This is a genomic window from Streptococcus sp. 29887, assembly GCF_032595075.1.
Lineage (GTDB): Bacteria > Bacillota > Bacilli > Lactobacillales > Streptococcaceae > Streptococcus > Streptococcus iners.
In genome coordinates this window covers 950,172-970,847 of the sequence record NZ_CP118735.1, presented here as the reverse complement: position 1 = coordinate 970,847, position 20,676 = coordinate 950,172, and the positions used below count along the sequence as shown (strand labels likewise).

Here is a 20,676-nt window from a genome sequence, read left to right as displayed (position 1 = left end):
GTATTGGAAACAAGGAGGAATATATGATTAAATTACTCGCCCTTGATATGGACGGAACGCTCTTAAATGAGGAAAAAGAACTGATGCAGCCGCAAATCGATGCTATTCATAAGGCTGTAGAGGCTGGTGTAACAGTTGTGCTCTGTACAGGACGGCCTTTGGTTGGCGTTAAGCCCTTTGTAGAGCAGCTCGGCTTTGACACCGAGGAAGAATTTATTATTGTCAATAATGGTTGTTCAACGCATTCGACAAAGGATTGGGCACTGATTGACTGGGAAGAACTGTCTATTGCTGATATTGACTATCTTGCTACTTTTATTGAGAATGACCATGTACAGATTTCCCTCTTCGATGAGGAAGATTATTTCGTTCTTGCGGAAAAAGCCAATGACCGAGTGAACTTGGATGCTAGTTTAGTCGGTATGACACCACAGCCAATTGACTTGGACGAGGCAACGTCTGGTAAACACCGCTTCTTTGAAGCCATGTTTGTCGGTGAAAAAGAGCATATCGATATCTTTGAAAACCAACATAACTCTGTACTCAGTCAGAAATACTCCACCGTTCGTTCACAAGACTATCTCTTGGAAATTCTGCCAAACGGTGCCAGCAAGGCTTCTGGTCTTAAAAAATTGGCAGACCGCCTGGGGATTTTACCTGAGGAAATCATGGCAATGGGAGATGCCAACAACGACCTTGAAATGATTGAATTTGTTGGACTTGGTATTGCCATGGGCAACGCGAACGAGCAGGTCAAGGCTATCGCTCAAGACATCACAGACACCAATGAAAACAACGGCGTTGCCAAAGCCATTGAAAAACATATTTTGAACAAATAAGGAGATATTATGAAATACCCAACACTCTTAGACCGCTTTTTAGTCTATGTAAAAGAAAACACCCGTTCAGACGAGCACTCAACCACCACACCTTCTACTCAAAACCAAGTTGAGTTCGCACAAAACATCCTTCTACCTGAAATGAAACGGATTGGCTTACAGAATGTCCACTACCTGCCGAACGGCTTTGCAGTGGGAACACTCCCTGCCAACGACCCCAGTTTGACACGCAAGATTGGTTTTATCGCCCATATGGATACGGCTGATTTCAACGCAGAAGGTGTCAATCCGCAAATCATCGAAAACTACGACGGCAATCCAATTGCCTTGGGAACTTCTGGCTATGAATTGCATCCAAAAGACTTCCCACAACTGGCTAACTACCACGGTCAAACCCTGATTACGACAGATGGTACGACCTTGCTAGGTTCTGATGACAAGTCCGGAATTGCAGAAATCATGACTGCTATCGAGTACCTAGTCCAAAATCCCGACATCAAACATTGCGAAATCCGTGTCGGTTTTGGTCCTGACGAGGAAATCGGTGTCGGTGCTGACAAGTTTGATGTAGAAGACTTTGATGTGGACTTTGCCTACACCATGGACGGTGGACCTCTTGGCGAACTCCAGTACGAAACCTTCTCAGCAGCTGCTGCCAAGATTGACTTCCTAGGTCGCAACGTCCACCCAGGATCTGCCAAATACCAGATGATCAACGCCTTCCAGATGGCTATTGATTTCCACAATGCCCTTCCAGAAGCAGACCGTCCTGAAAAAACTGAAGGTTACGAAGGTTTCTTCCACTTGATGAATATGGAAGGGAGTGTCGATACTGCTTCTACCACCTACATCATCCGCGACTTCGAAGAAGAAGATTTCCTTGCCCGCAAACAGCTCATGCTGGACATTGCTGAAAAGATGAATGCCAAGTTTGACACCCCACGCGTTATCGTCAACCTGCATGACCAATACTACAACATGAAGAAAATCATCGAAAAAGACATGACCCCAATCAACATCGCAAAAGAGGTCATGGAAAATCTGGATATCAAGCCACTGATTGAGCCAGTTCGTGGAGGAACAGACGGCTCTAAGATTTCCTTCATGGGCATTCCAACGCCAAACATCTTCGCTGGTGGTGAAAACATGCACGGCCGCTTCGAGTTCGTCAGCCTGCAAACCATGGAAAAAGCTGTTGATGTGATTTTAGGTATTGTAGCTTACAAATAAGAAAGAAAAGTAGGTTTTCTGAAAAAATCTACTTTTTTTGAAAATTGTTCGATATAACTATTGTATTATTTAAATAATACTGTTATAATAGAACCATCAAAAAGAAATGGAGTTTTATTATGACAGAAGAAACATTTGCACAAGGTATTTTAGTTGGGCTTTGGGGAGCCGGTATGATTTTTTCACTCATTTGGTATGTCCTCGTAACTATTTCCAACTTCATCCTCTTTAAAAAAGCTGGCTATGCTGGTTGGAAATCTCTCATTCCTTTCTACAACCTATACGTCCAACAATGTATCACATTCGGCGAAGACAAGGGTTGGTTTATCCTCTTCCTACTCATCCCACTTGCTGGACCACTTTATGGCATTTATTTGACTTACTGCTATGGTAAAGCATTTGGTTTGTCTGATATTCAAGCCATCTTCTATGTCTTGTTTACACCACTTTTCAATGTCTACATTGCCTTCAATGACGGTAGCCGCTACCAAGGACCACAAACTTTCTTTATCGACTAATATCAAATGAAGCAACTTTTCCTATTTGGAAGGGTTGCTTTTACTTTTTTAAAAAATATATAAAAAATTTATATAATTACTTGATTTTAGTAAATGATAGGTATATAATTTATATATAAAATAATTACATAAAGATAAAGAGGTGATTTCATGTACTACCCCGTATCCTCTATCTTGATTGAATTTCTAATCTTGGCCATCGTGGAGAAACAAGATTCTTATGGCTATGAAATCAGCCAAACCATCAAGATAGTTGCTGATATAAAGGAATCCACGCTCTACCCTATCTTGAAGAAACTGGAAAAGGCGGGCTACGTCACCACCTATACCCAAGAATTTCAAGGGAGAAAGAGAAAATACTACACCATCACTCCTGCTGGACGAGAACACATCCCCTACCTACAGGATGAATGGAATGCCTACAAAGACCATATCGACGGAATTATAGAAGGGAGCCTACGAAAATGACACGCGCAGAGTATTTGAACCAACTAGAACAAGCACTGACACAACTCCATCCAAGTGCTAGACAAGAAGCTCTAGACTATTTTAATGAATATTTTGATGAAAAAGGTGATGACCAGACAGCCATTGCTGAACTAGGTAACCCCCAAGAAGCAGCAAATGAAATCATCGCCAACCTACCCGAAGATGCCCTAATTGCTAAGGAAGACCGAGGAGCTTCACATTCATCTAAACAATTTGATTTCAACTTTGATTTTGATTTTCAATTTGACTGGGATGGTTTTTTCAACAATTTCAAACATTCAGCTTTTCAATCTAGAGAAAGGATGGAATTGGAGGCGAAGATTGAAGAATTACCTGAGTTTTCAAATCTACAGATTTCTCTCGAAGATCAGGCTCTTAGTGTTCAAACTTATGACGGAGAAACTGTCTTATTGCACAATCCTGTTTCTGAAGATGGGAGCTACCAGGCTTTTGACTATCAACTGGTTCAGGATAGTTTGTACCTAACAAGCAAGCCTTCCCCTAATCACCTCTACTTCTCAAACAATCAAGCCAGCTCTGCTATTCTCAAAATCCCTAAAAAACTCCTGCCCCTTACCAATCTTAATCTGAACACAAGAGATAGCAGTCTAACCATGGTGGATGTGCAAGTAAGCGAACAGTTGGCTCTTAAGGCAACTGACACTAGTCTGACAATGTCGGATCTACAAAGTCCTCTAGCTTCTCTACAGCTAGAAGATACTACCTTATCTATTTCAGGTGGGCAATCAAGGGATTTGACACTGAAAGCTAGTGATTCTATCATCAATCTGACAAGTCTTTACCTGTCACATGCCAGCATAGAATTAGAAGATTGCGTCTGGAAGTTGAACGAGTTTGCACTAGAAAACAGCCTAAACTGTAAAGCCGAAGATACTATTCTAACATTTAAACCTACTACAGACATCAGCATAGACATTACTGAGGAGGATTCTAGCCTTAAACTTCCAAGGGATAAGGCGTTTACAATAATGAAAGAGGATGACATCACTCATCTCAGCTATAGGCAAGAAAATAGCCCTGCTCAGCTGGTTATTCATTGTCAAGACTGCCGGCTTACTGTTGGATAAAGGAGGTTTCCATGAATCGCAAGGAATATTTACAGAAGCTTGAAAAACATCTCAAGCACCTACCAAAAGAAGATTTTCAAGATACCTTGGACTATTTCAATGAGTTTTTCGACGAGAAAGAAAACGACGAGCAAGCCATAAAAGAATTGGGCAGTCCAAAAGATGCAGCCCGTGAAATTCTAGCCAATCTCTATGATAAAGAGAAGATTGAGGATAAGCCCAATACCAGCAATATGGTTTGGCTGACCATCCTCTCTATCCTTGCCGCCCCAATCGGCATACCCCTAGCCATCAGCTTGGTCGCCCTCTTCATCATCCTTCTCGTGCTCATCTTCAGTGTCTTCCTACTGCTTATCTCACTCTGGATTGTCCTCCTCAGTCTGGCAATCACCCAGCTACTCCTCGCCTTTGACCTCTTCACACTATCATGGTCTACCTCTCTACTCTTCACAGGGCTAGCCCTTGTCTGCTTGGCACTCACCCTCTTGGGTAGTAAATTCACTCTAGACCTTGGAAGCAAAACCTTCTTGCTTGTTTTACACTGGATACAAAGAACGATTCGCAAAGGAGAGTATCATGAAAGAGCTTAAACCATTTACGAAAATCAGTCTGAGCCTGCTCAGTCTTGGAGCTATTCTAAGCCTCATTAGCTACCTAGCTGGTGGTTGGACAAATATGAAACTTGTTGCAGAAAACTATTTTCAGCCCCAAACTACCAGTTTTAGGGACATTAGGGCAATAGAAGTTAATGAAAAACTGTCCATCATGCCCTCGCCCGACAACCAATTCCACCTCCATTACTACCGAAATCAGCATAAAGACATCGACCTCCTCAGTCACCAAGTTCAAGATGGAAAGTTAAGTATTTCTAGTGCTTTTCAAGGCATCGTTTCTTATGATGGTTTACTCGAGCCCATCTTACATCTTGTCAATGACCAGAATATTGCCTACTACCAACCAGTTTTACAGATCCCCAAAAACAGCACAATCGAAACACTCTCAGGCACCCTTCAAGGAGATCTTTATCTGGATAAAGTAACTATTCAAAATTTTGAACTCACTGCAGAAGATGGGGACATCTTGATTGAAAACAGTCACATCAGCCTTAGTAGTCTATTACACATCAATGGAGAAGTAGCAATCAATCAGTCCACATTAACAAGTCCAGCGGATATCACAGATACTACCGGGAGTATTCTAACTGTTGAGGATGGGGATTTTAAAGCAGAAAATCTAAAACTAGTAGGAAGACATAACATCAGTAATTACAATGGTTCGATTGACATTTCTCTTCATCCCAAAACAAAAACTGACATCTATATAGATGCCAGTCAAAATAATCTGGGAATTGACCTTCCAACCTATTCCAATCCCCAAGCCACTAATTACCTCCACATCTCTACACTAGATGGTGAATTGAGCATCCGGTAATCGCTAAAAGCCCTCCTGACGGAAGGCTTTTTCGTTTATTTAAACAACAAAATAGAAATTAAGGCCAAGATTGCTGGTCCACCTTGTTTTAATAGGATTTTAGGATTGGAAGATATTGCCCCATAGACAGCCGCCGCAATCACAAACAAGACAAAAATTGTGGTAATTTCAAGATTGCCTGTGAAAATTCCATAAAAAAGAAATACAGCTACTAGACCATTATAGATACCCTGATTTTTAAACAAAGCCGAAACGGATTGACGTGATAATTCTTCTTGATCCATACCAAATGTCTGGCTTGTCTTTTCAGACTGGGTCGCGAAAGTTTCAAGGTACATGATGTACAGATGCTCAAGGGCTACAATGCTAGCTAAAATAGTTGTAAAAATTGACATAAGTTTATTCTCCTTTTTCTTCAATGACAGTTTCAAGAGGCAGGTCTTGAAGACCAGAAACTAATTTCTTCAAAAGATAGCTCAATCGCTCTTCTTCCTCATCAGACAAAATGCTTTCCATTGCAGCTTTCACGGCTAGGTGTTGGGCAGTTGGATGAACCTGTAATTCATTTACTGCATACTGGGTGGGTTGAACCAGCATTTCTCTTTGATTTTCAGGATTGCGCTCCCTTTGAATATAGCCCTTGTCCTCTAAAATTTTTAAATGTCGGGTTATGGCTGCACGGTCAATTTGAAGTTTTTCCTGTAAATCTTGTTGTGAACAGGGAGCTTGGTCAAGCAAGTTGGTCAAAAGCTGATAACGGGTCAGACTAATCCCTAACCCCTTTTCAAACAAACTAGTGACTGCCTCGTCTGCAAGTTTTAGCTGATAAAGTAATTGAGAAAGATGTTTCATATTTCCACCTTTTTTGTTGATTTATCAACTGTTGATAAATCAATTATATCAGAATACGAATATTTTTCAAGAATTTTGCTTAACTTTAGAAAACTCTATCATGTAAAAAGCAAGTTTTGGTATAATAGTTTTATATTAGGAAACGGAGGCTACCATGAACGATACAAAAGAACTCAACTTAGCGATTGATGTGCTCATGTTAGCGGGTGCCATTCTCTTACAAAGTGGTGCTGAAATCCACCGAGTAGAAGATACCATGGTTCGGATTGCCCGTTCACAAGGAATAGAAAATGCAAATGTCTTAGCCATCCCAGCCGCCATCTTCTTTTCAATAGATCATACCAATATTTCTCGAATGAAACGGATTGTCAATCCAGTACACGATATGCAAAAAGTTTGTCTGGTCAATCAGATTTCTCGTACCTTAACCGCAGGACAAATGAGCCTAGAAACTGCACAAAATGAATTGAAAACTATCCGAAACCTGCCCCTGCCCTATACACAACTCCAAACGATTTTAGCAGCCGCCCTAGCTGCCCCCTTTTTTACCATCATGTTTGGTGGCAATTTATTGGATGCAATAACGACAGTCTTTGCGACCTTACTGGCTTTTCCCTTCTCCCTCTTGGTAGATCGTCTTATTCGGATTGAGTTTGTATCGAAATTTGCTGGAGCTTTGGCTTTTTCCCTATTCTCTTTACTGCTTGCAAAGTATTCTGACCTACCTATCAATCCCAATATGATAAATGCTGGTGCAGTTATGCCGTTTGTCCCTGGGATTGCCTTTACAAATGCTGTACGGGACTTGATGACCAACCATCTCAATACTGGAATGACAAAAATCTTCCAAACCTTGCTTGTCATCCTCTCCCTAGGAGCAGGGACAACCGTTGCACTCTTAATTGTGGGGTAGATCAATGAATGTACTTTATTTTATCTTACAGGCTATAGCTTCTTACATTGCTATCGCCGCCTTTCTTATTGTTCTCAATGTTCAGAAACAGTTGCTTATTCCAGGTGGGATATTGGGTATGTGTGTCTGGTTGCTCTACCTACTCCTTCTTGGTCCGACCAATGTTATCATTGCAACACTTATAGCTGCTATTGTAGGATCCTGTATTAGTCAAATATTGAGTATTCTGTATAAAACACCATCCGTTATTTTCTCTTTAGCCATTCTTGCCCCCTTAGTTCCTGGCTATCGAGCCTATTTGGCAACTACGCAATTTGTATCAGAAAACTATAAAGAAGCCTTGGTAAATACGACTACCGTGCTTATGCTCGCACTGGTTATACCAATTGGCATGACCAGTGGAACCATCCTGATGCAAATTTATCGCTATCTTCAAACTAAAAAGTCTATCTGAGTTTCTTGAAAGCAGGTAGACTTTTTGTTAGAATAAATGAATATGTTTAGGAGGAGCTATGAAACAACAAATTCAGAACTTAAAACTTGCCGAACGTGGTGCCATCATTTCCATCACAGCCTATATTGCCCTCTCAGGTATCAAGTTGGCTGCTGGTCATATTTTTCATTCTGATGCACTGACTGCCGATGCCTTTAATAATATTTCGGATATTATTGGCAATATCGCCGTCCTAGTCGGTCTGCGAATGGCTCAGAAACCAGCGGATACAGATCATAAGTTTGGTCACTGGAAAATGGAAGATTTAGCTAGCCTCATTACATCTTTCATCATGTTTGTGGTTGGTTTCCAAGTTCTTTACTCCACCCTTATCAAAATCATGAGCAACCAAACTGTAGAGATTGATATGACCGGAGCAATAGTTGGTATTTTCTCAGCACTTGTAATGGTCGGTGTTTATCTTTACAATAAATCACTCGCTAAGAAGGTTCATTCCAAAGCCTTAGAAGCAACTGCAAAAGATAACCTCTCCGACGCCGTGACTTCTATTGGAACATCTATTGCTATTATTGCAGCAGCCTTCAATTTCCCCATTGTCGATAAAATTGCTGCCGTTATTATCACCTTCTTCATCTTGAAAACGGCCTATGAGATTTTCATGGAGAGTTTCTTTACTCTTTCTGACGGTTTTGATGAGGAACTCCTACATAAATATGAAGAAGATATTCTTAAACTCCCCAAAATTGTTGCCGTCAAATCCCAGCGTGGCCGAACTTATGGCGCCAACATCTATCTGGATATTGTTTTAGAAATGAATCCAGATTTGTCCGTCTATGAAAGCCATGAAATTACCGAACAGGTGGAGCAACTTCTCACCTTAAAACACGGTGTTTTTGATGTTGATATCCATGTCGAACCCTCCGAAATTCCACATGACGAAATCTTTGAACATGTCTTTGATAAACTTTACCGCTTGGAATCAGAAATTCAAGCTCATGAACCTGGTTATGAAGATTTAATTGATGAGAACTATCTCTTGATTGATGCCAAAGGTCGTTACCTCAACAAGGCTGAGATGCTCCAAGCCCATCCAGTCCAATCCACCTACCTCTCCAACTACCAAATGACCTCTGTCAGTCAGAAATCCAAACTAGTCACCTTCGAAATTGGCGACTACGTCCACACATCCCTCTGGCGACGGCATGAAAATTGGACAGTGGTATTTCATCAAATATCCAAAAAAGCCTAGTCATTTCGACAAGGCTTTTCGTTTATTATTATTTATACTCAATGAAAATCAAAAGTAGCCTAGGAAACGAAGCCGACGATAGAACTGAAGTTCATCTAGGCTCTTGACAAGGGATAATGTTGATTTTCGAAGAGTATTAGTTTTTCACTGCGTCTGTGGCAATATCTTCACCGAACCATTTTTGTGAAATTTCTTGGAATTTTCCTTCTTTATACAGTTCAGTAAAGGCTTTGTTGATGTTCTCAACTAGTGTCGTATCTGACTTACGAGCACCTACTCCGAAGGTTTCATTTTCAAAACCAGCATCAATAATGTTGTAGTCTGCAATAATTCCCTCTTGTTGCAAGTAATAGTTTGCATAAACACGGTCAATCAAAAGACCATCGATACGATCATTTTTCAAGTCAATCAAGGCTTCGTTAAATGTCGCATACTGACTTGCATCATTATTCTGAACGATGTCTTTCAAGATTGCTGGTTGAGATTCAAAGACTGAGTAGCCAGAAGAACCTGCTTGCGCACCCAAAATCTTATCCGCCATGTCAGAAACTTGACTGATATTGGATGATTTTTTTGTCACAAGAACTTGCTGGTTATCCATATACGAATCAGTAAAGAGAACTTTCTCCTTGCGCTCATCAGTTACAGAATAGCCATTCCAAATCAAATCAATATTGCCATTGTTCAATTCAGTTTCTTTCAAATCCCAATCAATAGGTTGCCATTTGACTTCAATACCATATTTGTCAAAAACTGCTGTTGCCAAATCAATATCAAAACCAGTATATGTACCATCAGCCTCTTCAAAGCCCATTGGGACAAAGGTCTTATCAAAACCAATAGTAATAGACTTCTCAGATTCATAAGTTGACCAATTGTCAGACTTAGTTGTTGACTGGCTAGAGCCACAAGCAACAAGAGCAAAACTGGTTACAAGAGCCGCAGCTCCAAGCATCATTTTTTTCATATTCATCATCATTTTATTCCTTTTCTTAATGTTTCGGTTCAATCTTGATGATTTCATCTGCTATATTTTCGGCAAATTGCATATCGTGGGTGACCACAATTTGCGTGATTCCAGTAGCCCTATTTTCAAGAATGAGTTTTTCAACTTCTTTTCTCAATTCAGGGTCTAAGGCCGAGGTTGGTTCATCATAGCCGATAATCTCAGGATCAATCATCATAGCACGCGCCAAAGCCACACGTTGCTTTTGTCCACCCGATAGTGAAAACGGATAGGCAGTAGCGTGGTTAGCCAGGCCAAGAGTATCCAAGAGTTTAAGGGCCTTGTCTTCCGCCTCTGAACGCGACATATTCTGCGTTTTCATAGGAGAGAGAACCAAGTTTTCCAAAACGGATAGGTGTGGGAAAAGCTGGAAGTCTTGGAAGACAAAGCCCAGCAGATGTCGTTTCCCCAATTCCTCAAGTGGCAGTTCTTGACCATTATAAATCAAGGTTCCTGAATCAATGGTTTCCAATCCTGCCAACATCCGTAAAAGAGTAGTCTTACCGCCACCTGATTGACCGACGATGGCAATTATTTTCCCCTCTGGAATGACCAAATCATAGTTGGAGAAAATCTGTTTATTATCAAATCGTTTGGATAGATTGCGTAGTTCTAACATGACTTCCTCCTATCTATAATAGTCAAATTTCTTTTCTACTTGTTTAGAAATAAGTGTAACAGCTCCAATCATCAACAGATAGATTGCTCCTGCAATAAACATTGGTGCCAAACTTGCGTCACGGTTGGCTGCAGTTCGGCTAGCAAGCAAGAGGTCGCTAACCCCTAAGGCATATACCAAGGATGTATCCTTGACCAAGGTCATTACTTCATTGAATACACTTGGCAAGACAATTTTCACCACCTGTGGCAAGACGATATAACGAATGGTCTGAACAGGAGTAAATTTCAAGACCTTAGCAGCTTCATACTGACCTTTAGGAATCGCCTCTATACCACCACGGAAAATTTCTGAAAAATAGGCTGCATAATTAAGCGTAAAAGCCAAGATAACAGCAGGCATACGGTCAAAAGTGATACCAACACTAGGTAAAACATAATAGACAAAAATCAGTTGCAAGAGCAAGGGAGTTCCACGCATAATTAAAACGTAGAAATGCAATAGCCATTGCAAGGGTTTAAATTTTATTTGTATTAAAAAGGCAAGAACAGCTCCCAGAGGCAAGGATAGTATCAAAACTAGAAAAAATACTTGCAGGGAAACCACCGCTCCATTTAATAGACTGGGCAGAACTTCTAAAACATAATCCATAGAATTCTCCTAAAAGAATGATTAGGTTCTAGTATAGCAGAAAATATCTTGTATTTCAAAGAATAGTTTTCAATTTTCGAATAATTTCCCTAAAAATTGTATAAAATTGCAAAAAAGGTCGATAAATTCGACCTTCCTTCTACTCAACAGTAACCGATTTTGCCAAGTTACGTGGCTTATCAACGTCTAAACCACGTTGTAAAGTTGCATAGTAGGCAATCAACTGAGTTGGAACAACCATTGCAATAGCTGACAAGAATGGATGAACTGTTGTAACAGTGATGTCATCTTCTTCCTTAGCTACTGCTTCATCTACAATTGTCAAGACATTGGCACCACGCGCCACTACTTCCTGAATATTGCCTCGAGTATGGCTTGCAAGGTGTGGATGATTTGAAATCAAGGCCAAGACAGGAACACCGTCTTCAATCAATGAAATGGTACCGTGTTTCAATTCACCTGCCGCAAAGCCTTCACATTGGATGTATGAAATTTCTTTCAATTTCAAGCTGGCTTCCATAGAAACGTAGTAGTCACTACCACGACCGATATAGAATGCGTTGCGAGTAGTTGATAAGAGTTTTTCAACTTTTTCAGCAATCACATCTTTTTCTGACAAGCTGGCCTCGATAGATTGAGCTACGATGGACAATTCATGCACCAAGTCAAATTCTTTCGCGTAGGCATTGCCATTGGCATCACCGACAGCCTTAGCCAAGATTGCCAATGTCGCAATCTGTGCAGTGTAGGCTTTTGTAGAAGCTACCGCAATTTCTGGACCTGCATGGAGCAACATGGTGTAAGTCGCCTCACGTGATAGGGTAGAACCTGGAACGTTGGTCACAGTCAAGCTTGGGATGCCCATTTCATTTGCTTTCACCAATACCTGACGGCTATCAGCTGTTTCACCAGACTGGCTGATCATGACAAAGAGAGGTTTCTTGCTCAAGAGTGGCATGTTGTAACCCCACTCAGAAGAAATACCCAATTCCACTGGTGTATCAGTCAACTTCTCCAAGAAGTCTTTTGCGGCAAATCCTGCGTGGTAAGATGTTCCAGCAGCCAAGATATAGATACGGTCAGCTTCTTGTACCGCCTTGATAATATCCGCATCAACTGTCACTTTACCTTCTTCATTTGTGTATGCGCTAATCAATTTACGCATAACAGTTGGCTGCTCATCAATTTCCTTGAGCATGTAGTAGGGATAAGTTCCTTTGCCGATGTCTGACAAGTCCAATTCAGCTGTGTAGCTACCGCGCTCAATAGCATTACCATTATAGTCCATAACTTCTACGCTATCTTTCTTCACGATAACCAATTCTTTGTCATGGATTTCCATATATTCACTTGTTTCACGAATCATCGCCATGGCATCTGAGCAGACCATGTTGTAACCATCACCCAAACCAATCAAAAGTGGCGATTTATTTTTGGCAACGTAGATTGTATCTGCATCCGTAGCATCAATCAAGGCAAAGGCGTATGAACCTTGGATGATATGAAGAGCTTTTTTGAAGGCTTCCAAAGTAGACAAGCCTTCCTCAGCAAATTGACCAATCAAGTGTACAGCAATTTCTGTGTCCGTCTGACCTTTCAAGTCATGACCTGCAAGATATTCCTCTTTGATTTCTGCGTAGTTTTCAATCACACCGTTGTGAACTAGGATATGTCCAGCAGTTTGAGAAGTATGTGGATGAGCGTTGTTCTCAGTTGGCTTACCATGAGTCGCCCAACGAGTATGACCGATCCCTGTTGTCCCTTCAGTCTTATCGCCAACTTTTTCAGACAATTCTGCAATGCGACCTACTGCTTTCACAAGATGAGCTTGCTCACCACCTGTCACAAAAATACCTGCTGAATCATAACCACGGTATTCTAATTTTTCAAGTCCTTGAATCAAAATATCAGTTGCGTTTGTATTTCCAACAACACCAACGATTCCACACATATCATTTCACCTACGATGTTTCTTAACATCGGCTTTCATTTTTTCATAAATTGGTCTAGTCAACTTTTTTTCAGAAAAAGACCAGTGAAATCAGTATATAACAAGTCATATGTGTTGTCAAGAAAAAAATTGGTCTAGTCAGATTTTGAAAATAAGCCAGAAAATTGATTGAAAAAAGACCAGCCCTACTGGACCAGTCCTGTCTTAATAAAACCAAATTCTGAGAGGGGACTTAAACGGAAGGTCAGTCGCCCAATAATATGTTTTTCAGCAATTAAACCAAAGCTACGGCTGTCCTGTCTATTTGTCCGAACGTCGTTCAGAACCAGATAATGCTTTTTTGGAATACTGATATGTTGGCCACCAGTCAAGGTTGCGAGATTGAAATCTTCTGTATAACTCTCCTGAGAATGCGGAGTCTGCAAATAATTCTCCGAAACAATCACATCGTTTTTATATAAGACATCATCCATATATGTAACGGTTTCGTCTTCCATGGCAATAATACGACTGACATATTCTTTACCTTCATGCCTATAGAGAACGAAATCCCCATGTGTTAAGTCAGCCTTGCGAACTGTTACAATAAAGTCGCCTTCTTTGATATAGTTATTTGCCATCTGGGATGTGATGGTTACTGGTTCAAAGAACCATACTCTCAAACCAATCAATCCAAAAATCAACAGAATGACCAAACTTATCTGCTTTACTAAATCTCTCTTTACCATAATCTCTCCAATCAATACTATTATACCATAAACTCAGGTTATCCATTGATAAGATGACGGTATATTTCCTCTGCAATGACTTGATTTCCAAGAGGTGTCAAGTGCAAGCCATCGCTATAATATTCCAAATGCCCCTTGGTTAAGGGATAGAGGTTGATAACTGGCACATCCAATTCCTGACCAATGGCTGTAATAATGGTTTGCAATTCGTCTTCTATAATCTGATTATTGAGCCCGAAGCGACTGGTTGGCACGAATGGTGGAATGACCAAGTAAAGATCTGGTTGGCTAGGCAAACTCAAGTACCGCTCTGCCATTTCCCTATATTCGCTAATAAATCGCTCCTTATTCCAGTATGGACCACGGCTGTCATTGCTACCAATCATGATAATGACAATATCCGCCTCACTCTCAAGTGATAACTGGGCATTTTTCTCTTTAAAATAGGGATAATCCGACGTCGACTGAAGCGAACGACCACTTAAGCCGAAATTGGACACCTGATAAAGATGCCCCAGCTTCTCTGCTAAAATACAGGGATAGGCATCTTTTTCACGGTTCTCCAGTCCGTAACCGTAGGTCAGGCTATCGCCAACTGTTGCAACTTTTATGGCCCCACTTCCAACGGTTAGGACCTCTGGATACATAATATCTGACACGTGAACTCCTCTGATTTTCTTATTATTCTATTGTACCATCTTGAAAAAAATAAATAAACTTCTGAATTTGTGATATAATGAACATATGGAAAAAAACGTGATGATTATAGGCGGAGGGATTGTCGGCTCAACAGCTGCCTTCTACCTCTCCCAAGATGAAACTGTCAACCTAACCCTCATTGACCATGGTGTCGGCACCGCTACTCGTGCAGCTGCTGGGATTATATGCCCTTGGATGGCCCAAAAGAAAAATAAAGATTGGTATAAACTGACTTCCGAAGGCGCAGTCTTCTATCGCAAATTGGTCGCAGATCTAGAGGCTACTGGAGCCATGGACATTCCTTTTAAACAGACTGGAACTATCGGCCTGAAGAGCAAGCCAGAATTGCTAGAAAAAATCCAAAAGATTGCGGAAGACCGCCGTGTAGATACTCCCACCATTGGTCAAATTACAAGCTTGCAAGGCGAAGAAATCAGCGATTATCTCCCACCGCTCAAACCTGACTTTTACGGCATTCATTTAGAAGGAGGCGGCCGTATCGATGGTGGGCGTCTGATTGACATTTTGCAAGAAGAAGTTTTGAAAAATGGCGGAGCGCGTCTTCAAGGTCAAGCAAGACTGCTAGACGCTCACACTGTCAAACTAGATGGACAAGAGCTGACAGCCGACCACATCATCCTGGCTACAGGAGCCTGGTTACCACATATCCTAGAACCTCTTGGTTATCAGGTGGACATTCGTCCACAAAAAGGACAATTGTTGGAATTAGATACCCAATACGACACAAACAACTGGCCAGTCTGCATGCCCTATGGGCAAATTGATATACTGCCATTTGAAAATGGTAAAATCATCGTGGGAGCTACACACGAGGATGATATGGGTTATGACCTGACACTCGACCCTGAAAAAATCCAAGCTATGCAAGATAAGGCAACCGAGTTTATGCCAGACTTAGCCAACTATCCCGTTGCCAGAACACGTATCGGAACCCGTGCCTACACTTCAAACTATGCACCATTTTATGGCAATATCGAAGACATGAAGAATGTTTGGGTTGCTAGCGGTCTAGGTTCCTCTGGTTTGACAAATGGTCCATTCATCGGCTGGCAAATCGCTCAAGAAATTTTAGGAAAGGAAACCAGCTTCGACCGTACTGCCTATTCACCTAATAACTACATTCAAAAACTATAATATAGCTAAAAGGGAGCGGGAAAGAACTCGACTGGTAAAAAAAGAGTTCGTCAACAAGTCATTATTTCATGTTGTTGAGCTGAAACAGTCTATCCCCAGACTGTTTCACTCCCACCCCCGCATAGCTCCAACAGTCAGAGTAGTGACTGTTGGAGGTTGGAAATAGAGCGAACTTTGTTCGCAACAGTCGTAATGGTCAGATTTGGAGTGTAAAACACGAACAAATCTACCAATTAACCACTGCGCTGAGATGGTGGCACGAACCCTAAGAAGTGAGGTTGAGCTTGAGCCCAACCTCTTTTTATATCTTTTTTCAAGAAAAAGTGATTTTACATATTCTTCAACTCGATGACCATGTCGCGAATCTGGGCTGCCAATTCGAAGTCAAGCACTTCTGCTGCTTCCTGCATTTGACCTTCCAGTTTCTTAATCATAGCCTTGCGTTCGTCTTTGTTGAGGGCGTTAAAGTCCACCACTTCTTCCTTGTCCTGAGTGACAGCCTTGGTCACACTAATCAGGTCACGGATTTCCTTCTTAATGGTCTGTGGAATAATCCCATGCTCTTCATTATAAGCCATCTGGATTTGACGGCGGCGGGCTGTTTCCTCCATGGCCTTCCGCATGGACTCGGTGACCTTGTCCGCATACATAATGACATGCCCTTCAGAGTTACGGGCCGCACGACCAATTGTCTGGATGAGCCCCCGTTCATTACGGAGGAAGCCTTCCTTATCAGCATCCAAGATTGCCACCAGACTAACTTCTGGCACGTCAATCCCTTCACGCAAGAGGTTAATCCCTATCAAGACATCAAAGACGCCCAAACGCAAATCACGGATAATCTCCGTACGCTCCAAGGTCTTGATGTCCGAGTGCATATACTTGACCTTGACGCCCGTTTCTTTCAGATAGTCGGTCAAGTCCTCTGCCATTTTCTTGGTCAGGGTAGTGATAAAGGTCCGCTCGCCTTTGTCAACACGAGCATTGATCTCACCCAATAGGTCATCCATTTGGCCCATAGTTGGACGGACTTCTACCTCAGGATCCAACAGCCCGGTCGGCCGAATGATTTGCTCGACAACGGTATCGGTCTGCTCCATTTCATAGTCACCTGGCGTCGCAGATACATAGACAATCTGGTGGACATGGCTCTCAAATTCTTCCCTGCGCAGCGGACGGTTGTCCAGTGCACTCGGGAGGCGGAAACCATAGTTGACCAACATCTCCTTACGTGAGCGGTCACCATTGTACATGCCCTTAATCTGACCCATGGTCATGTGGCTCTCGTCAATCATAATCAGGTAGTCTTGAGGGAAAAAGTCCAGCAGTGTGTAGGGAGGCTCGCCCTCGCTTCGCCCGTCCATGTGTCGTGAATAGTTCTCAACTCCGTTGGTGTAACCCATTTCCCGAAGCATCTCGATGTCGTAGTCGGTTCGTTGTTTCAATCGCTGAGCTTCTAAGAGTTTTCCTTCTGCTTCAAAGACCTTGAGCTGCTCTTCCAGCTCTGCCTGAATTTTGGCAATAGCCGTTTCCATGTGGTCATCGTTGGTCACGAAGTGGGTGGCAGGGAAAATCGCCAAGTGATCCACATCGCCCAAGACCTTACCTGTCAGGCTTTCAATCTCACGAATGCGGTCAATTTCATCCCCGAAAAATTCCACACGGAAGGCATGTTCATCACGAGAAGCTGGGAAAATCTCCACCACATCTCCACGCACACGGAAGCGCCCCCGTTGGAAGTCAATGTCGTTGCGTTCAAACTGGATATCTACCAGAGAATTGAGCAACTGGTCCCGGGAAATCTCCTGACCTGGTCGCAGACTAACCACGCTGTCAGAATATTCCTTGGGGGACCCCAAACCGTAAATACAGGAAACTGAAGCCACGACAATAACATCGTTTCGCTCCAGCAGGGCTGAGGTCGCTGAGTGGCGGAGTTTATCAATCTCATCATTGACCGAACTATCCTTTTCGATATAGGTGTCGCTGGACGGAACATAGGCTTCTGGCTGGTAGTAATCATAGTAAGATACGAAGTATTCGACCGCATTTTCTGGGAAGAACTCCTTGAACTCACTGTAGAGCTGACCAGCCAAGGTCTTATTGTGGGCGATGACTAGGGTCGGCTTATTAACACGGGCAATGACCTGACTCATGGTGTAGGTCTTACCCGTACCCGTCGCCCCCATGAGAATCTGGGCTTTTTCGCCACCCTCGATATTATCGACCAAGGTTTCGATGGCTTGGGGCTGGTCACCAGACGGTGAATATTTAGATACAAGTTTAAATTGGTTTTCAGTATTTCGATTGATCATAGTTCTATTATAGCAAATTTTTCTTGTGGATAGGATTTGTGAGTTTCTTAACTTTTTTCTAAAAAACTATTGCATTTGTACTAAGATAGTAGTATAATAACTGTAATTTATTATATTTATCTAGGAGGTTCTTATGATTCAATTTAACCACGTTAGTAAAGCCTATGGCGACACAGTAGCCCTTGATGATTTGGATTTGACCATCGAAAGTGGGGAAATTTTCGGCTTGATTGGACATAACGGTGCTGGTAAGACAACGACAATCAGTTTGCTCACTTCTATTATTCAAGCCAGTCATGGAACCATCTCCGTCGACGGACTTCATCTGGAAGAAAATCGAGATGAGGTCAAAAAACGGATTGCCTATGTACCAGACTCGCCTGATATTTTTCTTCACTTGACTGCTTTTGAATATTGGCACTTTATGGGCAAGGTTTACGGAGTGAACAAAGACACTGTTGACCAACGTATCAACAAGCTAGCCAGCCTTTTTGACATAACTGCCCGTCAGCACGAACCCATTGACAGTTTCTCCCACGGTATGCGACAGAAAACCATTATCATCGGCGCCCTCATTCCCAAGCCAGATATTTGGATTTTGGATGAACCCTTGACAGGACTGGATCCCCAGGCCTCATTTGACCTCAAGCAGATGATGAAGGACCATGCCAAGGGTGGCAACACCGTTCTCTTTTCGACCCACGTTTTGTCTGTTGCAGAACAACTCTGTGACCGTATTGGCATTCTCAGAAAGGGACGACTCATCTTCGTAGGCAGTCTGGAAGAATTAAAATCCCAATATCCTGACAAGGACTTGGAAACCATCTACCTAGAATTAGCAGGTCGCCAACAAAGAGAGGCAGGTGAGGTCGGATGAACAAATCTCTGATTTGGGAATTGGTCAAAATCAATATCCTCTACTCCAACCCGCAACTGCTAGCTTCCGTCAAGAAAAAACAAAATAAGAATAAAGATGGACGTTTTTCAGCCTATCGGAGCATCCTTATCCAACAAGGCTTCCTCATTCTGATGATGGCTATTCTCTACTCCGTCTTCTTTCTAGGGATTGATTACAAACGGTCCACAGGTTTCTTCTCCCTACAACTAGCCCAATTTGCTATACTGGCAACCGTATACGGTTTCACAGGCTTCTTTTCTGTCTTCTACGACAGCAAGGACACCAAACTCTATCTACCTCTTCCCTTAAAAGCAAGCGAGGTTTTTATCGCCAAATTCTTATCGGCTCAAGGTATGGTCTTGCCCTTCCTCATCCCCTGCCTCTCTCTTCTTATCATTACCTATTGGCAAATAGGTGGACCAGCCTTTGCACTTTTTGCCTTGCCAAGTTTTATTCTCCTATGGTTCCTAGTCAATCTTCTCAATATGATTTTTATGCACTTTATCGGAGAAATCTTGACTAAGAGCCCACATAAGACAACCATTTCTACCATTCTTCTGACAGGCTCATCTCTGGTTTCAATGGGAGCGCTTATGTTTCTCCAATCCCAGCAGACTGTTTCCCTCCAATCAGATGGTTTTGTTCAGTTTCCAGAATTGCCACTTTTTGTCGGTTTCCACTACATCATCAGCCAACCAATTTCGTTGGGGACAGTTATCAATCTCATCCTTCCTATTTTCTTCATGTTGGGATTGGTCCACTTTGCCTTTAAAACTGTTATTCCGAATTATTTCCAACAGGTTTTGGCGATTGATACTGCTTCATCAAAACGTAAGGTCGGCAAACCAAGGAAATTACCTCAGAATTTAAATCAGGCCCTTATCAAACACCATTTATCTACCCTCAACGATAGCAACCTGATGGTACAGACCTTCTTACAGTCATTGGTGCTAGGAGTTGCCCTGCTCCCTTCAATTTCAAAAATTACTGAAGGTGGTAGACTGGGTGTTCTTTCATGGGAATATTTCGGAATTGCTTTACTGGCCGGCTGTTTGTTAGGAAGCATGTTCGCAGGTGCTACAACCTTTATCGGAACAGCTATGTCCTTGGAAAAGGAAAACTATCACTTCATCCGAACCTTACCCATTAACTTCAAACAGTTTACGATTCAGAAGTTTTGGGTGATTGCTGCGGTTCAATTCCTGGTTCCGACTTTGCTCTATCTCATGTTAGCCCTATTTGTCATGAAAGTAAACATGGTCTTAGCCCTCTTCTTTGGTCTAGGCATACTTGTTTCTGCCCTACTAACTGGACAAATATACTACTGGAGGGACCAACGCCTACTCATGCTCAACTGGCAGAACTCCAACCAGCTTTTCGGTCGCGGAGCGGGTCAATGGCTGATTGCTGGTTCCATCTTGCTAACGATGATTTTCGGATTCATCTTGCTCGTCATCAGTAGTGTAATGACTACCATCATTGGTCCGACCTTAGTAAGCTCTGGACTAGCAACCTTGATTCTTGTCCTTTCGGGATTACTGCAATTCTTTCTCTATAAATCCTATTGGCAAAAATTGTAAAAAAAACCAGA

General features: G+C 42.1%; 22 protein-coding genes. 13 read left to right on the top strand and 9 right to left on the bottom strand.

All coding sequences use genetic code 11. The features are described from left to right. Window positions 1-23: 23 nt before the first annotated feature. The 7 genes from PW252_RS04885 (at window position 24) to PW252_RS04855 (ending at window position 5,595) form a co-directional block, all read left to right on the top strand. The gene (locus PW252_RS04885) at window positions 24-839 is read left to right on the top strand and encodes a Cof-type HAD-IIB family hydrolase (protein WP_248049773.1); all 816 of its coding nucleotides are present in this window, start codon (window positions 24-26) and stop codon (window positions 837-839) included. Between the two features lie 9 nt (window positions 840-848). After that, window positions 849-2,069, top strand: a complete 1,221-nt coding sequence (gene pepT, locus PW252_RS04880; protein ID WP_248049772.1) for a peptidase T — start codon at window positions 849-851, stop codon at window positions 2,067-2,069. 119 nt (window positions 2,070-2,188) lie between these two features. Beyond that, window positions 2,189-2,587, top strand: a complete 399-nt coding sequence (locus PW252_RS04875) for a DUF5684 domain-containing protein (RefSeq protein WP_105117962.1) — start codon at window positions 2,189-2,191, stop codon at window positions 2,585-2,587. A 150-nt stretch (window positions 2,588-2,737) separates the two neighbouring features. Then, window positions 2,738-3,055, top strand: coding sequence for a PadR family transcriptional regulator (locus PW252_RS04870; protein ID WP_248049771.1), 318 nt, complete (start codon window positions 2,738-2,740; stop codon window positions 3,053-3,055). Continuing rightward, window positions 3,052-4,164, top strand: a complete 1,113-nt coding sequence (locus PW252_RS04865; RefSeq protein ID WP_248049769.1) for a DUF4097 family beta strand repeat-containing protein — start codon at window positions 3,052-3,054, stop codon at window positions 4,162-4,164. Before PW252_RS04870 ends, PW252_RS04865 begins: the two co-directional genes overlap by 4 nt. Before the next feature lie 11 nt (window positions 4,165-4,175). Further along, window positions 4,176-4,754: a DUF1700 domain-containing protein gene (locus PW252_RS04860; protein ID WP_248049767.1), complete on the top strand. Its 579-nt coding sequence runs from the start codon at window positions 4,176-4,178 to the stop codon at window positions 4,752-4,754. After that, on the top strand, window positions 4,741-5,595 hold the full coding sequence (locus tag PW252_RS04855) for a DUF4097 family beta strand repeat-containing protein (protein WP_248049766.1): 855 nt from the start codon (window positions 4,741-4,743) through the stop codon (window positions 5,593-5,595). Before PW252_RS04860 ends, PW252_RS04855 begins: the two co-directional genes overlap by 14 nt. Before the next feature lie 35 nt (window positions 5,596-5,630). On the opposite strand, the gene PW252_RS04850 is transcribed toward PW252_RS04855, so the two are convergent. Beyond that, window positions 5,631-5,990, bottom strand: a complete 360-nt coding sequence (locus tag PW252_RS04850) for a DUF1304 domain-containing protein (protein ID WP_172091472.1) — start codon at window positions 5,988-5,990, stop codon at window positions 5,631-5,633. A 4-nt stretch (window positions 5,991-5,994) separates the two neighbouring features. Further along, a complete protein-coding gene (locus PW252_RS04845) occupies window positions 5,995-6,447 on the bottom strand; it encodes a MarR family winged helix-turn-helix transcriptional regulator (RefSeq protein ID WP_248049764.1) in 453 nt (150 codons plus the stop codon). A 154-nt stretch (window positions 6,448-6,601) separates the two neighbouring features. Here PW252_RS04845 and PW252_RS04840 point away from each other — a divergent pair, with 154 nt between their 5' ends. Genes PW252_RS04840 through PW252_RS04830 form a run of 3 tightly spaced genes read left to right on the top strand, consistent with a single transcriptional unit; the run spans window position 6,602 to window position 9,063 of the window. Further along, window positions 6,602-7,360 (top strand): threonine/serine exporter family protein, encoded by a 759-nt coding sequence (locus tag PW252_RS04840; RefSeq protein ID WP_248049762.1) that lies wholly within the window; start codon window positions 6,602-6,604, stop codon window positions 7,358-7,360. A 4-nt stretch (window positions 7,361-7,364) separates the two neighbouring features. Then, window positions 7,365-7,814: a threonine/serine exporter family protein gene (locus tag PW252_RS04835; RefSeq protein WP_248049760.1), complete on the top strand. Its 450-nt coding sequence runs from the start codon at window positions 7,365-7,367 to the stop codon at window positions 7,812-7,814. A gap of 58 nt (window positions 7,815-7,872) precedes the next feature. Next, entirely contained in the window at window positions 7,873-9,063 is a 1,191-nt protein-coding gene (locus PW252_RS04830) for a cation diffusion facilitator family transporter (protein ID WP_248049758.1), read from the top strand. Window positions 9,064-9,199: 136 nt separating this feature from the next. Here the strand turns inward: PW252_RS04830 and PW252_RS04825 are convergent, their stop codons facing one another. The 6 genes from PW252_RS04825 to PW252_RS04800 all read right to left on the bottom strand — a co-directional run bounded on the left by PW252_RS04825 (window position 9,200) and on the right by PW252_RS04800 (window position 14,677). Then, on the bottom strand, window positions 9,200-10,042 hold the full coding sequence (locus tag PW252_RS04825) for an amino acid ABC transporter substrate-binding protein (protein WP_248049755.1): 843 nt from the start codon (window positions 10,040-10,042) through the stop codon (window positions 9,200-9,202). Window positions 10,043-10,055: 13 nt separating this feature from the next. Beyond that, window positions 10,056-10,688, bottom strand: coding sequence for an amino acid ABC transporter ATP-binding protein (locus tag PW252_RS04820; RefSeq protein ID WP_044764579.1), 633 nt, complete (start codon window positions 10,686-10,688; stop codon window positions 10,056-10,058). Window positions 10,689-10,697: 9 nt separating this feature from the next. Then, on the bottom strand, window positions 10,698-11,339 hold the full coding sequence (locus tag PW252_RS04815; protein ID WP_105242502.1) for an amino acid ABC transporter permease: 642 nt from the start codon (window positions 11,337-11,339) through the stop codon (window positions 10,698-10,700). A gap of 139 nt (window positions 11,340-11,478) precedes the next feature. Further along, on the bottom strand, window positions 11,479-13,290 hold the full coding sequence (glmS, locus tag PW252_RS04810) for a glutamine--fructose-6-phosphate transaminase (isomerizing) (protein ID WP_248049753.1): 1,812 nt from the start codon (window positions 13,288-13,290) through the stop codon (window positions 11,479-11,481). A gap of 185 nt (window positions 13,291-13,475) precedes the next feature. Continuing rightward, the gene (gene lepB, locus PW252_RS04805) at window positions 13,476-14,018 is read right to left on the bottom strand and encodes a signal peptidase I (protein WP_248049751.1); all 543 of its coding nucleotides are present in this window, start codon (window positions 14,016-14,018) and stop codon (window positions 13,476-13,478) included. Window positions 14,019-14,056: 38 nt separating this feature from the next. Then, window positions 14,057-14,677, bottom strand: a complete 621-nt coding sequence (locus PW252_RS04800; RefSeq protein WP_248049750.1) for a GDSL-type esterase/lipase family protein — start codon at window positions 14,675-14,677, stop codon at window positions 14,057-14,059. An 85-nt stretch (window positions 14,678-14,762) separates the two neighbouring features. On the opposite strand from PW252_RS04800, the gene PW252_RS04795 reads away from it, so the two are divergent. Then, a complete protein-coding gene (locus PW252_RS04795; protein ID WP_248049749.1) occupies window positions 14,763-15,872 on the top strand; it encodes an NAD(P)/FAD-dependent oxidoreductase in 1,110 nt (369 codons plus the stop codon). A 329-nt stretch (window positions 15,873-16,201) separates the two neighbouring features. Here the strand turns inward: PW252_RS04795 and uvrB are convergent, their stop codons facing one another. Continuing rightward, a complete protein-coding gene (uvrB, locus tag PW252_RS04790) occupies window positions 16,202-18,187 on the bottom strand; it encodes an excinuclease ABC subunit UvrB (protein WP_248049748.1) in 1,986 nt (661 codons plus the stop codon). Window positions 18,188-18,320: 133 nt separating this feature from the next. Between uvrB and PW252_RS04785 the strand changes: the two genes are divergently transcribed. Together PW252_RS04785 and PW252_RS04780 are read left to right on the top strand one after the other, a co-directional pair. Further along, the gene (locus PW252_RS04785) at window positions 18,321-19,064 is read left to right on the top strand and encodes an ABC transporter ATP-binding protein (RefSeq protein WP_248049747.1); all 744 of its coding nucleotides are present in this window, start codon (window positions 18,321-18,323) and stop codon (window positions 19,062-19,064) included. Continuing rightward, window positions 19,061-20,665, top strand: a complete 1,605-nt coding sequence (locus PW252_RS04780) for a permease (RefSeq protein ID WP_248049745.1) — start codon at window positions 19,061-19,063, stop codon at window positions 20,663-20,665. Before PW252_RS04785 ends, PW252_RS04780 begins: the two co-directional genes overlap by 4 nt. The last annotated feature ends 11 nt before the right edge of the window (window positions 20,666-20,676 follow it).